This window comes from Chryseobacterium sp. RU33C (assembly GCF_900156015.1).
Classification (GTDB): Bacteria; Bacteroidota; Bacteroidia; order Flavobacteriales; family Weeksellaceae; genus Chryseobacterium; species Chryseobacterium candidae.
Genome location: NZ_FTMT01000001.1, coordinates 159,343 through 174,778 on the forward strand (window position 1 = coordinate 159,343; position 15,436 = coordinate 174,778).

Below are 15,436 nucleotides of genomic sequence, written 5' to 3' on the forward strand. Positions count from 1 at the left end.
CATTTCGACTTCGCTCAATATGAGATTTTCAGCAGAGAGTATACGGTATCAATTTTATCAGAGATAAAATCCTGGCGCCTTAAAAGGGTCTTCATATTTCTATTTCTTGCGCCTTTGCACTTTCCAGCAGTATCCATCAAAAATTTAATCAGAATGGTGAAACAACTAACAAAAACATTGAGATATTTGTGAAACGGCAAAACGATCCTGAATTTGCATTCCATTAGAATTGTAAAATTCCTAAATTTGGCTTCTAATTAAAAACAAAATGGAAACAAAAATCATAAAAGTTACACATGTTACCGGAACCTACATTATTGAAGTTCCCAATGGAGCGCTTAATGATATGAAAACCCAATTGGACAAATGCCTTAACGATGAACAGGCTGCTATTGTAGTAAAGGGAGAAGATGGAGACCAGTTTGTATATCCGTCTGATTTTTTAAAAAACAGCTTCATTTCTATTGTTGATCGGGAATAAGCAGCCTTTCACAGATATAAAATAAAAACGGCTTCCAACGGAAGCCACTTTTTATCCTTTATGTAGGGAGAGACTATCTCTTTTTGTATTTTGCATTTTCTGCTTTTAAAGTCTCTATCTGCTCTTTCAGAAGATTAATGTATTCCTGCTGGCTTTCTAATATATATTCTGGGATACTACAGTACTGATTGTAGTTGATACTTGAATTATCATTAAGAGTAGGGTTGTCATTGTGCTGTATTTGAGAAGTTTTCTCTTCCTTAATATCTTCTACAGAAACCTCCAAAGCTTTGGCCAGTTTTTCCCATTCGTCATCAAATATTCTGACATCTCCACTTTCTTTTCTGCTGTAGTTGGAGACATCGGTGGCAAGAAGATCCGCAATCTGCTGCTGCGTATAGCCTTTCTGTTTTCTTAATGTTCTTAGTTTTTCCATTGTCATAGGATACCTGTGTTTTTACAAATGTAGTGAAAAATGTGGATGTTTGTAAATAGAGCCGTAAGTTTTGTCATATAAAAGCCTTTCTATAATGGGATTCCCGAAAACATGGTCGTTTTAGATTTTTATATTGAAACTTTTGCGAAAGAGCGAAAAATAATTCCCTTGATTTCTAGTCTATTATTAAGTTTTGTTAAAATTTGTGTGGGAAAAGTTTTGCAGAAATTAAAAATCGTTCTATATTTGCACCACTGAAAACAACGGTATAGCCGGAGTTTAGGGAGAGTTGGCAGAGTGGTCGATTGCGGCAGTCTTGAAAACTGTTGACTGTAACAGGTCCGGGGGTTCGAATCCCTCACTCTCCGCTTAGGGAGACGTTTATTTTTTTAACGTCTCCTTTTTTTGTGCCCTAAATTGCTTGATTTCCGGTCTGCAAAGGGAGGTGCTTCTTATTCATATAGGTAGCTAAACTACATATAAAAAGCTGGTACAACTTTTAAAAAGGGTCTTCACATTCTTGATAAAACTAAAGTTCTATCAATATCATTTTAAATCAAATATCTGTAAATCATAATAACGCACAAGTTGGCATAAATCATTTATTCACAACTGGTTAACGTGATGAAATTTTTCTCTTTAGAATGATTTATATTGTTATATTAGCTATCTAATTTAAAATATTATACAAATGAAAAAATTAAAAAAATTATCTCGAAATGATCTTAAAAAAGTAGCAGGAGGAACTTGTAGTCAATGGGTTGGTGTTACTGCACCTTGTGGAGCTTTTTATTCTTTATGCACGGATAATTATAGTAACTGGGCTGAATTACAAGAAGCAGCAGAATATTTTAATGATGTGAAATGCTAAAACAAATCGGTATGATTAATAGTAACCGTAATTTCTTACGGTTATTTTTTTTAGTGATTGGATTCTTTTCAAATGCTCAAATTACTGTAACAGGTAATTTCTCTATGAAACCTGATTCCTATGAAGAAAAAATTATAGACAGTAGTTATCAAAATATTTATTACAAATTAGAATTTGTAAAAGACCCTAAAAAAAAGAAGTTGGAAACAATATGCTTACTTCAAATGGGAAAGAATTTTTCAAGGTTTTCAGATTTTAATTCCTTACGAAAGGATTCTTTAATGTTAAGTTTTAGTCATTTAGAAAAACTAGGAGCTAAAGAATTAAACCAAACACTTAATTTACCTGATAAATGGAAAAATGTTTTAGTTAAAGATTTTTCAATAAATAAAGTTATCGTACAGGATAGAGCAAATGTAACTTATCAATACGAAGAGAACCAGCCAGTAATAGAATGGAAGCTCGAAAATGAGACAAAAGATATATTGGGTTACTTATGTAATAAAGCCACAACTAAATATAGAGGTAGAAAATATACAGCTTGGTATTCTAAAGAAATCCCAATTAATAACGGACCGTATGTTTTTCAAAATTTACCTGGTTTAATTTTAGAAATTGAGGATAGTAAAAGTAATTTCCATTTTACTGCAATAGCAATGGATAAAAAGCCTAACAGAATCTATCTGAGGAACGAAAAAAGAATATTAACAGTAACAAGAGAACAATTTAGAAAAGTATTACAAAACTATAATGATAATCCTGGCTTTTTTCATGGTAAAGCCTACAATGAAGATGGTAGTCAGATATCTGTTAAATCAGACCCACTACCATATAATCCAATTGAATTGGAGTAATGAAAATTTATTTTCTTAACATTACTTTGTCTAACAAGTTGTAGAAGGTTTATGCCTGTTTCTGAATTAATAAAGAGTTTTTATCAGTAATTTACACTTTTCATGCAAGACAACCATCAATTCATTTTTTCTTCTAATTCCCGCTTCAAAGTAGAAATACGCTCATCTTTATCCTTATGATGCCAGCCCGGAGCATTAAATATATACCCCAATTTCGCTTTCCATGTAGGTGCATTCCGGACATCCTTTATCATATTTCCAAACTCATCAAAGACGATATGAAAAACATTATAAGTATGGATGTTATGATAGATTCCGTAATCCGTCGTTTTCTTTTCTTCTGCTTTGTACGTGCCGAAAAGATGATCCCAAATCATCAAAATGCCCCCATAGTTATTATCTAAATCCTCAATTTTTCGAGAATGATGCACCCGATGGTTGGATGGAGAATTGAATACTTTATCGAACCACCCTAATTTTCCAATAGCATTGGTATGCGGCCAAAACTGAAAAATCAAATTAAACTGATGCATCATAGCAATCATAATAGGATGAAAACCAATGATGATAAAAGGGATATACCAAATGTCCCGATATATGATTTCAAACCATCCTTGACGCAATGCAATAGCAAGACTCAAATGAGTAGCCGAGTGATGATTGACATGACCTGTCCAAAATAATCTGATTTTATGACTCAACCGATGATGCCAGTAAAAGCCAAAATCCTGAACAATCATAACCAATAACCAAAGCCACCAGTGATCTGCATGCCATTTTAAAGTGAAGAATTTATTGAAATCTTTGATCCCGAAAATATCAGTAAGTCTAAAATGATTGTAAATCCAAAAAAAGTAGGATAATGAAATAGCTTTCATCCCAAAGTCTAACATTACTGCCCCTATCCCCAATCCGATACTCGATACATTATCTTTGATGAGTCTTTTTGTGAATACTTTTTGAGGAATCTGATACAAAAATATCTCTCCTAATATCAACAAGATAAACACAGGAATAAAATAAGTAACAGGATCAGTAAAATCCGATGGATAGAATAGGCCAATACTATGAAAAAAACGGTTATCTTTTCTTTTCATAAGTCTTGATTTTATCGAATAATTCTGTTCTTTTTTTCAATACCAACCACTCCCAACACCAACATCAATTGGGCTAAAACATAAGTAATCATCACAACAAGTTCTTTCCCAATACTATGCTGTACGAACATATTAATGGCCAATACGGAATCTGATATTACAAACAAAACAGCTCCCAGGATTAATAATGAAGAATAAGTACTGATACTAAAATACAGCATCGTAGCAATGGTAATTCCGTAAATCACCACGGGTATATTCATTTCGTTTAAATAAGGATATATATAGTAAATAAATGAGCCTAAATATAGAAGAACAAAGGGAAGCCAACTCCATACATTTTTCTTTTTAATCTTTAAAAAATAAATGATGTAACAAATATGAGCCAACAAAAAGCTTCCCAGACCGGGCATAAATCCCCATCCAAATAACAAAAACACATCACCCAAAAAGCTCAAAATTAATCCAGATAAAAACCATTGGTTGATCCGAAATACATTTTGTTTAGAATAAGTAAAATACAACCAGATAATAATAGGTAATAACAGTGGCTTGGTAAAAAATCTCCAAGAACTATGATCCATAGCAATAAATACTAAATCAAATCCAAAAACAATGGCAAGAAGGACTAATAACAATTTGATATTGACAGATTTCTTCATTGTATTATTTTATTACAATTTTTTAAATATCTTTTTTCTTGTTACAATATGGATATATCTCAGGTATGCACCAAGTCATTCTATATTTGACACTTAGCTCAGATTGTTAAATTACAGATAAAATTAAGATAAAATACTTTTGAATTGTAAAAATGCAATGCATTACACTTTAGTTTGTTTTATATTTTAGAAATAGACTATTATTAGAAATATTATTTAAGTTATACAGGATAGTCATATCTTTTCCAAAGTAATTTTCGAATTTTTTGGAAAATTCTTCATCCCTGAACTTTAGGATTGTATGACTACTATTAAAAGTGGTGAATATTCTAAGGATCAGGGTTTTGTGTCACCAATGCTGAAAAAATGACATAAAACCGGAAAAAATTTCATACTCAATCAAATGGTATTTTTTTTGTAATTTTTTACATACAGCTGGCCAGCTGACGTGTTTTTTAATGATTGTTAAACTTAATTAAAAATGATTGCAATGAATAATCTAATAAGAAGAAACGGAAACAGCAATTTGGGCTTTTCAAATGTCTTTGATGATTTTTTTGGTCGTGAACTTTTTAACTGGGGCAATAACAATTACTCATCTACCAGTACAACCGTACCATCGGTAAATATAAAGGAGAACGGAGAGGCTTATGAAGTTCAGGTCGCAGCACCAGGCATGAATAAAAATGATTTTCAGATCAGGCTGGATGGTAACCTGCTTACTATTTCATCAGTGAAGGAAGATCGTAAAGAGACAAAAGATGAAAATTTCACAAGAAGGGAATTCAGTTACCAATCTTTCCAGAGAAGTTTTGAGCTTCCAAAAGATGTTGTGGATCAGGATAATATTAATGCAAAATATGAAAATGGGCTTTTAATGTTAACCATCCCGAAAAAGGAAGATGCGAAACAGAAACCACCAAGAATGATTGAAATATCATAGAAATAACTACAAAATTGGCTGCCAAAACAGTAGCCAATTTTTTTATAATGAGGTCATCTTGACTTTTTAAATTTCTTGCAGGCGATAGTAATGAATGTTAAATAATTGAATCCAATCCAGCTGGATACAGTAGTGTCAAATCGATTAAGCAAAGATCTAAGCTATCCATCCATGCGTTCGTTGTCTCAATGCTGTATCTTTCTTTGTATAATTCTTCATCAAAATATAATTCATTATCTACTCCTGAATTTCTTTTATTCTGAGCAATGTTGGCAATGATTCCTTTTTGTTCACAGATTCTACGTAAATTTTCGGCACCAAAACCTACATCTGCATTCATGAAAATGCCATCCACATCTATACTTGCCTTCTGTAAAGTATTTATAATCTCATCAAAATGGAGCTCAATATCATAAAGGTCAGGTGATTTCCGGAAACGGGTTCCGACATGGCAAGAGAAAGGTCCTGTCTATCCGTAAAGTACAGAGCATTCGTTGTTTTATGTTTTTTCCGTCCCTGATACCCCACTTCCTCTCCGCCTCTTAAAGCTATCGTATGACTACCATCCAAGTTGCTATTGGATAAATCAACCTTACCTTTGTTCTGGCTTAGAAAGCCTATCCAGCAAGTTTTACATACATTTTCTTTGCACCACTTTCGGTAATAACCAAATATGGTTTTATAGTGTAGCGTCTTATCACTGAACAGATGAAGTATCGGTAACAAATGCCACTGAATACCTGTCTTCAGCTTATACAAAATACAATTAACGATTTCACATAAAGTAACTTCTGTTTTAAAACCTCTTTTTGGGGTTGGCAGATAAGAGACTAATTCCATTTCTGTTGTATCTTTGCTTAGTACTTTGTACATGGGGTTGATAAGAAGTTTTTATGTTTTGCAACACAAATTTCTACAACTCCTTTATATTTTCAAAAAGTCAAGACGACTTATATATCAAAAAAGTACAAATCGAAAAATATTATTTAGTTTTGTAGTAGCAAAAGCCATAATTATGATCAGAATTTTATGTTTTGCAATATTTTTTGTATTTCAAATATCTCACTGTCAGGAAAAGGAATTGCAAAGGATTCATTATCTTTTGGACCAATCAGATGAGTACATACTTAAAGACAATATAAAATCTTTATATTATGCTAAAAAAGCTAGCTTATTAGCTGAAAAAACGAATAACTCCCGGGTGATATGTGAAACATATCTGCAAATGGCTAGCCGCCTTAAACAATTGAACTTTAATAAAGAAAGTCTTTTGTATATTGAAAAAGGACTTAGGGAGCCAGCTGCAAAAAAAGACATAGAGATTCAGACATTATTCAAAGAGATAAAAGCTTCTAATTTTCTGGTTTTGGGATTATATGACCAGGAGCTGGAAGAATATCTGGAAATTCTTGATCTGGTTTCAAAGAAAGAAGATGATATCTATTCTAATCATATATCTTCCCGGATTAATGCAAGGTTAGCCTCATTTTATCTTTATAAAGGTGAATTTAAATATGCTGAAAAGTATATCAATCAATCAATTCATATTTACGAAAAATTTGCGGAAAAAAATAACTGGACTGAAATTACTGATGTTTATCTGATAAAAGGTTATATATGTTATGAAACAGGCAAAAAAGATTCATCAGTATACTATTACAATAAATCATATCAGATTTTAAAAAAGGAAAATATATCAAGATCCAGTGCCTTTAAAGCTTTTGGGGAATACTTTTATAAGCAAAAACAATATTCTGATGCTATAAATGCTTATAAATCAGCGTTAAGTGATATGAAAAAGTATAATGAAGCAAATCTTTTTGATTCCAAAGATCTTAATCAAAGAATCTCGATTATCTATGGGATTATTGGTGATGAGAAAAATGAAAGAATATACATGGATCAATATCTTAAAGAGCATCAAAATCTTCAGGAATTAGATAAGAAGAGTATTCAGTCTGCAGTTAATGGCATTCTAAAAGAACAGAATCAGGAAAATGAGGACAGCAAATATCATTTATTTCTTATAGCATGTATTATTACGGGTATTTCTCTGATAGTATTTTTTATTTTATTTTTTAAACATCGAAAGATTGATAAGTCCAGCAAAGATCAGTTGAATGAGAGAGAAAATCAGCTAATCATCAGTAACCAATATACCCGGGAACTTGAAGAAAAACTGAAAATATCTCTGGACGAAATATTATCGGAAGCAAAGAATAATAGCCCATTGTTTTTTGAAAAGTTTCAGACCTTATATCCCAATTTTACCTCAAAGCTTTTAGAAATTAATCGTAATCTTACCTCCAGTGAGCTTGTTCTTCTGGCATATATATATCTTAATTTTAATTCCAAGGAAATTGCAAATTATACCTTTAGATCATATCGTACGATACAAACAAGAAAATATACTTTAAGAAAAAAGCTGGGATTAAAGACTGATTATGATTTCTATACCGAGCTGAAAAATATTTTTTTACAAGAATAAAAGCACTGTACTGAAAAAGGTGAAAAGATAGAAAAAATAAATTAGCTTATTGAGAGCTAGAAAGAAATGGAAAATTTCAATAATGCCTCATTCTTATTCCTGTAAAGTTATTTTTTTAGCTTACTGTCAAGCAGTCATTCAATAAATCTCTGTGTAAAAGATTTTCTGTTACGGCACCAATGAATATTTAAGCCAGATATATCACTTGGCTGGAATTGCTATGATAAAATTCCTGGCTGTCCATCGCTATCCGGAATCTTTATAAAGTCAACAGTCAACGGACAGAAGAGCTGTACACTTATCTACAACCTACATTCCATATGGTTCTGTTAGAAATTATCAGAAAATGTCTCATATTTTTAGAGCATTAATAAGCATTAAAAAAATAAAAATTTAAGCTGGTTCTGAAAAAGGGCAAAAAGCTATAGTTAATTGAAAAATATTCATTGTTTTTTTCATGCTATAAATAAATCGATTCCAGGTTGCCATTTCAGGTAAATTTTTCAAGTTATCGTATTGGCTATTATAAGTTACTAAACAAAATTACGTACGTACGGAGTACTTAGTTGTTACTTTTTTATTGTGTAAAGTATTTACTATGAGGATTTTAAATTTCGGGTACTTATTAAGTGTTGTTTTTTTTTAAAAGGATACCATCTCTAAGTACTTTTACAACGACAAATACAATTAAGAAAATGAAAATATTTTTTTTGTCGAAAATAAGCGCTCTATCCTATATAAAAGACAATGGACAAGTAGGTAGAAATTTATCTGGTGAAACTCAAAAATTTGACATTGCAAATGAAAATTCAAAATTTATTTCCATTGATAAACAAAGAGATTTGCATATCCTGACAGCACCTATACAGTTGCTCAAACCCATGAAAATTGGATTAGGAGTTATGAATATTAATACTACGACATATTAAAGTGATCTAAATAAGAATATTCAGGAATTAAGAAAGAATGAAACTGAACTTAGATAATTTATTATATGTTGATTTTCAAAGGTTTGTCTTTCGGAATCTATATTGATTTTTTTAATCTTCAATCTGTATATGAAAGATAAAGACCTGCTCAAAAGAGTAAGAACTAAAATATGTTTATAGTGAATAAACACAGTCTTTCTATGATTTTGTACATCCTTTATTTACAACAAAAATATATTCACATATGTGATTCAGTGTGAGTTCTTATAAAATAAATAAATGTTTGTCCAAATTTTAAAGCTATCATAATCTAGTAGTCTTCTTTTAAACACTTTTATTACTATTAATTGAGAATATTATGTACACTTAGAGAAAATACCAATTAATTGCTGTTGGATAATTGTACCTGCCATTTTCAAAAATTATTGATTCTTATCTATTTTTTATAACAATACAAAAAACCTAAAGACATGAGAAAAACACTTTTCCCCCTCATTGCTTGTTTTTCATACATAGCAATTAGTGGACAGGTAGGTATAAATACTGCTAGTCCAAAAAGTACATTAGAGATAACCGCAAAAAATGCGGTAGGTACCTCTACAGGTACGGATGGTTTGCTGATCCCCAGATTGGACAGACAGAGAGCTTTGAGTATGACAACAGCTTCTATACAGCCCTCCACACTGATATACATAGATGATGCTTCTACAGGAACAGCAACAGGCCAGGCATCCAATATTAATACCACCGGATTTTATTATTTTGACGGTTCAACAACTAAATGGACCAAATTGATAACCAGTGGTGATGTCCCCAACATTACAACCAGCAATGGTTTGACTAAAACAGGCAATGATGTAAAATTAGGCGGTACATTAACAGAAAATACAGTAATAAATGGTACATCTGTGATCAATATTCCACAAACCAATGGTATAGCCATTGGTAGCACAGGTCAGGTGGCAGGTGCAAAATTATTGGTACAGGGAGGTGCCTTACAGGTAGGAGGACAGATGGCAAATTATGCTGGTGGCTTGCTGGTAAGGAATCAAGACGCATTAAAACCTGTAGCAACAATGTATAATACATCTAATAGTGAATTGTTCAGATTGAATGAAAATGGAAATGTAGGATTTGGAACGAATTCACCATCCCAAAAGATAGATGTAGATGGTAATGTAAGATTTAGAGGAGTACCAAATTCTTCTACCACTACGGACACTGATCGTATAATGGTTCTGGATAGTGACGGAACAGCTAAGAAGTTTACCATAGCATCATTACAGCCAACTGCCAGCAACGGTTTGACTAAAACAGGCAATGATGTGAAACTAGGCGGTCCCCTGACTGAAAACACCATAGTTTCTGGTCTTACCAATGCCAATAAAATGCAATTTGCAGGGACTGGTATAGATGTTCTTAATGTAGACGGCACTACGTTTAGTGTAGATGCAACAAATGATAGAATAGGTATAGGTACAGCCGCTCCTACTCAAAAGTTAGATGTAAATGGGATTGCCAGAATAGCTGAAAAACTTACCATAGGGTCTACCTTTACGGGGTCAGCTTTTAGTGTAAGAAATACTAACAGTACAGAACCTATTGCTACCTTTACAGCAAGTGAAGGAACCAGAGTTGTACATATTGGAGAAGACGGTAAAATGGGAATAGGAACAAATACTCCTGTTGCCAAAGTTCATATTGAAAATTCAAGTACTCAACCTTCTCTTATTGTAAAAGGATTGGCAAACCAACCAGAGTCGTCAAATTCGGCATTTTTAACCATAGATAATACAACCGGTCAGGTTTTTAAGGGATCTCAGTCAGAAAAGGTATTTTATTATCAAACCTATGAGCTGACTAATGTTGCGGGAGACTTTGTATCAAATTATAATACAATGATTCCTTCAGCAGATTATACTTTAGTGATAGTGGGTTCTGTTTTTGACCAGCCGCTAACTACTTTGACAACCCCTGTTCGTTTTACATCGCAGAATGTATATGCATTTATTTCTAATGGCACCTGGAGATTGTCTGCCGATTTTCCTAATGTTACAGCCAATAACGGTACAGGAACAGTGAATGGTACATGGAAAATCAATACCTTAATTATAAGGAACAATCAAGTTGTTACTAATTCCCCTGTAAATCAAAATTTAGCAGGATCGAGCTCGGGTACAGCAGCTACAGCACCTGTACCTGTACCTTAGTTAAATAATATTTAGCCTGAATTCTGTTTAAGAAAATTAAGATTCAAACTATTTGAATCGGGAAGTTGCCGTCAGTCTCTTTATTTACTAAATATAATGATATGAATGTTTAAAAGAATAAAATGTAGAAAAGCTATTCTTTATCAACTGAATAGTTTCCTGCTTCAGACTGCCATCTTCCATGTTGATTAAAATGGAATGTTCTTATCCCGGATTCAGGTTATTAAATAACATAATACTTTTATAGAAATCAATGATAGATATTAAAAACATACATATTGGTTCTATTATACACCAGAAAGTTTCAGAACTTGATATCGAGTCATCCCGTATCTGTAACTTTATAAAATGTTCCGACAAAGAAATCGAAGAAATGTATCAGTCTGAAAGTCTGGAAGCCTATATCATTTTGAGATGGAGTAAGCTTCTGGAATACGACTTTTTCAGGCTGTACTCACAGCACCTGATATTATACTCTCCTCCGGCAAAGGTACAGCAGGAAAAGAGTCATATAAAAAAGCAGAAATCAGCTTTGCCTGTTTATAGAAAGAGTTTATATACCCAGGAGCTCATTTACTTTATACTGGAACTCATAGAAACCCAAAAGAAGACCAAGACTCAGATTATTGACGAATATGGAATTCCCAAAACCACATTATACAAATGGATAGAAAAATACAAAAAGTAAAAACAAGCCCAAACTATAAAAAAATATACAAGGATATTATTGAACAAAAATTTCCTCATAAATTTGAAGAATGCAGGTCTTTGCTTGATAAGAAGCCGCTGTATGCAATTGATATTATTCATTTGAATAAAATCATTTTTGGCAATAAGGATAAAGCTGGTGAAATGTTTGATCAGATGTGCCGTTCCTATGATAAAGAAAGTATTATAAAAATTTTGAAATTTCAAAATGATAACAAATTGAATAATACCCAGATTGCCAATAAATACAGACTCAGTAGAAATACCGTTTCAAAATGGAAAAAACTATATCGCCACATCTGTTGAATGTTTTTTTTCAATAGGTATTTAAAAGATGATATGATTCTAAAAATGCACACATTAAAAAGAAGTACTGATAGCAAACCGGGATTCAATGTATCATTGGATCCCATCTTTCACTGAGCAATGTCTAAAGTCTATGTAAGCCAGTGGATGTATTTGCTGCAATATTATTAAGAACTTCCAGGATTTCCTTTTCCCTCGGGAAATCCTTTTTTCGCTCCTGAAGAATTCTGCAGTTCTTTTTTTAGGTATTATTATTTTAAGAAATTTATTTAGTCAATTTCGCTATTGCAGGATGAGCTGTGATAACACCGTATTCAAAATGAGCTTGTGATGTCATTTTGAATGGCATATGGATATATGCGCAGGGGCTTAGAAAAACCATCTCCCCTTTTAATTTTAGAAAAACCATATGATATCAAAACTTATTAATATCTATTTTATATTTTCAATTTTAAGCCTTTTCTCTCAGAATAAGAAACAGCAGCAGATTGAAAAAAATCTGCAGGAAGCGGGCTCTTCTTTGGATGAACTTGATGACAGGAAAGCTTTTAAACTGGCTTACAAATCCTTTGAACTGGCAAAAAAAATAAATCATAAGCCATATCTGGCAGAGAGCTGTGCTTATTTAGCGGCCAGCAGTGCCAATATGGGATTACATAAGATTGCACTGAATTACACCAATATTGGTTTTAAGTATTGCCCTGATGATGAGTTTTATATAATATCATTTCTGCACACTGTAGATGCGGATGTTTTCTTTCAGTTAAATATGTATAAGGAATCTCTTAAAAGCAGCCATAAATCTGTTAATGTCTTAAAAAACTTTAAAAAGGATAGTAATGCCAGATCGTACATTCTTCGTAATTATCAACAGCTTTTACGGACACACGACCTGCTTAAAAATAAAGACTCGCTTACGTTCTATGAGAAAAAGGAAGAAGAGCTTCTTTTCAGTCTTGCTGAATCTCATTTTTATGATTATTATATAGATTATTATATCAATACTGCTTTGCGTGATATAAAACAAAATGACAGGCAAAGAGCCTATTCTCTGTTGGTTAAATCTTATAGGACTTCCTGCAAATACCATAAAGAAGAATTGTATTCATGCTACTATGGTTTTGGAAAGTATTACAATGCTTCGGATCCAAAGATAGCTTTAAATTATTATCTGAAATCTATTGATATTATAGAAAAGTATAAGTTGAGAAGCGAATACACCTCAACTATATATAAGGATATTGCAAGTATCTATGCTTTTTTGAATAATGATGCTAGGCATGATGAATATTTGAAAAAATATATTAGAAACGAAGAAAAAGAGAAAGATATCAGGAGAAAAAATATGGATGTGGTACTTGATATCATGTTGTTAAGAAAAGAGCAATTAACAAACATAGAGCTGCAAAGAAATGTCCTGCTAATATCTTCCTTTGCTACGGTTTTTCTGATACTACTGGCTGTTTATATGGTAAATAAATTTAAAGACAGAAAAGAGATATATCTGCATGATCTATCTGAAAAAAAGCATAAGCTTCTTGAGTTGGAGCAAAAAGTAAATGAATCCTTTCTTGAAGTAGTTGATTATGCAAAGAAAAATGATCCTCTGTTTTGGGTGAAATTTCAGGAGTCATATCCTCATTTTTTAAACAAGATGCTAATTCTTGATCCCAATCTTAAAGTGTCGGAGCTGATTTTGTGTGCTTATATCTATCTGGGCTTTTCCAGTAAGGAAATCGCTAATTATACATTTAAATCTTTAAGAACTATAGAAAATAAACGTTATAATCTTCGGAAAAAGCTCAAACTTTCTAATGAAACAGACTTTACAGTCTGGATAAACCAATATGTTAATGGTGTTTAATGAGTTGATAATCAAAGAGTTGCATTAAAGAGTACTCCTTGAGTAGCTGCTTTTTAGGCAGATGAATAACAATGGGTGTTTCTTTGCACGAAAATTTTCTAATACAGAATATTAAACAGTCAAATCTTTAATTACCCTAATTTTTAAACGAATGCTATCTATTTTTTTTATAATTTTTTTTGCCTTCATAACGCTTTTGTCTGAAATCATGAACAAGAGTTGAATACATAACAGCAGTGTTAACTGTCACATTTTTTACTCAGGCAGAAAGTCACACTTTGCAAAGTTGGCGCATAATAATACTGATCAGTTTTCTGTCTTTCAAATTTGCTTTAGGAAAATACTAGAAAGAAATGTAGAGGTTGAGAGCAGCCTCAACTTTTCTTTGATAAAAGTGATATTAGCTACGAAAAAGTTGAATGAAAAATAAGAATTACAGAAGATTACATTAATTGGTCGTGAAAATAAGTTTATAATAAAATGGCAGGCCTTATCTAAAAATGATCTAAAAAAGTTGCCATTAAAAACACAATAATAAATATTAATTAATCAAAAAAATTACTAAAAGAATGAGAAAAAAAGTAATGTTTGTAGCAATACTTGCTGCCAATTTGTATTATGCGCAAGAAGGTAGGATAGGTATTAACACTACAGATCCGAAAACAACATTTGACGTAAATGGGAAACCAACTGCAAATGATATGACGGGGTTACAGGCACCTCGTCTTACCAGAGAACAACTTACACAAAAAACGGTTACTTATGGCAATGACCAGACGGGTGCTTTAATATACATTACAGAGGCTACTCTTGGAAATAATTTAGGACAAAGAGAATTTATTACTTCTACCGGTTACTATTATTTTGATGGAATTGCTAATAAGTGGATGAAGGTAGGATCGGGTGTGACATCAACTACATTGACTGCGAACAACGGACTTAACATAACCGCTGATAATGTACAATTGGGAGGGAGTTTGTCTAAAAGTACGGATGTAGCACTAGGTGATTTTAATATGATATTCAGTAGCACAGGTACAGGTAAGGTAGGAATAGGAACGAGTTCGCCTGCCCAAAAACTGGATGTAAATGGCAATGTTAGGTTTAGGACTGTGCCAAGGGCAGGTGTAATTGGTGTTGACGGTGCAACAGTAGAATCAGCAGCAACCGACAGGATGATGGTATTAGCTTCAGATGGAACGGCCAAATCGTACCCGTTACCCTCTACCGTTAAGAAAATTACTCCAGAACAAACAGGTAATTTCATATATAATGCGGCAGATGATTGGGATGTTATATTATTTAATAAAATGACCACAGGTAATGCCCAACTTACTTTACCAACTACAGGAGTAGAGGTTGGTAAAACAATTTATGTGTCAAATGCATCTACAGTGAGTAATTTAGATGTTATTCCTTCTACTGCCATCAGAGAGCAAAAAGGCGTTCTTGGACTTCAAACTGCAGCGATTTTTGTTTTCTTAGGACCTAATGGCGGTAACAAATGGTCACGAGTTACAACAGCCTTCTAGCTTTTACTACTCTTAGTTTTAATAAGAAGTCTTTCTTTTCAATCAAAAATCAAAA

General features: G+C 32.6%; 14 protein-coding genes, 1 tRNA gene and 1 pseudogene. 12 read left to right on the forward strand and 4 right to left on the reverse strand.

Features of this window, described 5'->3' with window-relative positions; genetic code table 11:
- The first annotated feature begins 268 nt into the window (after positions 1–268).
- Positions 269–481, forward strand: coding sequence for a glyceraldehyde-3-phosphate dehydrogenase (locus BW946_RS00715; RefSeq protein WP_076594341.1), 213 nt, complete (start codon positions 269–271; stop codon positions 479–481).
- A gap of 73 nt (positions 482–554) precedes the next feature.
- Here BW946_RS00715 and BW946_RS00720 read toward each other — a convergent pair whose 3' ends face one another.
- Complete coding sequence (locus BW946_RS00720) at positions 555–917, reverse strand: helix-turn-helix domain-containing protein (protein WP_317043132.1); 363 nt, start codon at positions 915–917, stop codon at positions 555–557.
- Between the two features lie 283 nt (positions 918–1,200).
- On the opposite strand from BW946_RS00720, the gene BW946_RS00725 reads away from it, so the two are divergent.
- The 3 genes from BW946_RS00725 to BW946_RS00735 all read left to right on the forward strand — a co-directional run bounded on the left by BW946_RS00725 (position 1,201) and on the right by BW946_RS00735 (position 2,642).
- Positions 1,201–1,285, forward strand: a tRNA-Ser gene (locus tag BW946_RS00725).
- Positions 1,286–1,608: 323 nt separating this feature from the next.
- On the forward strand, positions 1,609–1,788 hold the full coding sequence (locus tag BW946_RS00730) for a bacteriocin-like protein (RefSeq protein WP_076594343.1): 180 nt from the start codon (positions 1,609–1,611) through the stop codon (positions 1,786–1,788).
- A gap of 11 nt (positions 1,789–1,799) precedes the next feature.
- Positions 1,800–2,642 (forward strand): GLPGLI family protein, encoded by an 843-nt coding sequence (locus BW946_RS00735; protein ID WP_170872032.1) that lies wholly within the window; start codon positions 1,800–1,802, stop codon positions 2,640–2,642.
- Positions 2,643–2,758: 116 nt separating this feature from the next.
- Here BW946_RS00735 and BW946_RS00740 read toward each other — a convergent pair whose 3' ends face one another.
- Both BW946_RS00740 and BW946_RS00745 read right to left on the reverse strand, forming a co-directional pair.
- Positions 2,759–3,739, reverse strand: a complete 981-nt coding sequence (locus BW946_RS00740) for a sterol desaturase family protein (protein WP_076594345.1) — start codon at positions 3,737–3,739, stop codon at positions 2,759–2,761.
- Between the two features lie 11 nt (positions 3,740–3,750).
- Positions 3,751–4,401 carry a lysoplasmalogenase gene (locus tag BW946_RS00745; protein ID WP_076594346.1) on the reverse strand — a complete coding sequence of 217 codons (651 nt, stop codon included), beginning with the start codon at positions 4,399–4,401 and terminating at the stop codon, positions 3,751–3,753.
- A gap of 490 nt (positions 4,402–4,891) precedes the next feature.
- Between BW946_RS00745 and BW946_RS00750 the strand changes: the two genes are divergently transcribed.
- Complete coding sequence (locus tag BW946_RS00750) at positions 4,892–5,344, forward strand: Hsp20/alpha crystallin family protein (RefSeq protein WP_076594531.1); 453 nt, start codon at positions 4,892–4,894, stop codon at positions 5,342–5,344.
- Positions 5,345–5,397: 53 nt separating this feature from the next.
- Here the strand turns inward: BW946_RS00750 and BW946_RS00755 are convergent.
- Positions 5,398–6,217: pseudogene (locus tag BW946_RS00755) on the reverse strand (IS5/IS1182 family transposase).
- Positions 6,218–6,569: 352 nt separating this feature from the next.
- Here BW946_RS00755 and BW946_RS00760 point away from each other — a divergent pair.
- The 7 genes from BW946_RS00760 to BW946_RS00790 all read left to right on the forward strand — a co-directional run bounded on the left by BW946_RS00760 (position 6,570) and on the right by BW946_RS00790 (position 15,381).
- The gene (locus BW946_RS00760; RefSeq protein WP_139325945.1) at positions 6,570–7,832 is read left to right on the forward strand and encodes a helix-turn-helix domain-containing protein; all 1,263 of its coding nucleotides are present in this window, start codon (positions 6,570–6,572) and stop codon (positions 7,830–7,832) included.
- A gap of 695 nt (positions 7,833–8,527) precedes the next feature.
- Positions 8,528–8,761 carry a hypothetical protein gene (locus BW946_RS00765; protein WP_076594348.1) on the forward strand — a complete coding sequence of 78 codons (234 nt, stop codon included), beginning with the start codon at positions 8,528–8,530 and terminating at the stop codon, positions 8,759–8,761.
- Positions 8,762–9,231: 470 nt separating this feature from the next.
- Complete coding sequence (locus BW946_RS00770) at positions 9,232–10,971, forward strand: hypothetical protein (RefSeq protein ID WP_076594349.1); 1,740 nt, start codon at positions 9,232–9,234, stop codon at positions 10,969–10,971.
- Positions 10,972–11,224: 253 nt separating this feature from the next.
- Positions 11,225–11,659, forward strand: coding sequence for a transposase (locus BW946_RS00775; protein ID WP_076594350.1), 435 nt, complete (start codon positions 11,225–11,227; stop codon positions 11,657–11,659).
- The gene (locus BW946_RS00780; protein WP_076594351.1) at positions 11,635–11,985 is read left to right on the forward strand and encodes a hypothetical protein; all 351 of its coding nucleotides are present in this window, start codon (positions 11,635–11,637) and stop codon (positions 11,983–11,985) included. Before BW946_RS00775 ends, BW946_RS00780 begins: the two co-directional genes overlap by 25 nt.
- Before the next feature lie 409 nt (positions 11,986–12,394).
- Complete coding sequence (locus BW946_RS00785; protein WP_076594352.1) at positions 12,395–13,849, forward strand: helix-turn-helix transcriptional regulator; 1,455 nt, start codon at positions 12,395–12,397, stop codon at positions 13,847–13,849.
- Between the two features lie 701 nt (positions 13,850–14,550).
- The gene (locus BW946_RS00790; protein ID WP_139325946.1) at positions 14,551–15,381 is read left to right on the forward strand and encodes a hypothetical protein; all 831 of its coding nucleotides are present in this window, start codon (positions 14,551–14,553) and stop codon (positions 15,379–15,381) included.
- The last annotated feature ends 55 nt before the right edge of the window (positions 15,382–15,436 follow it).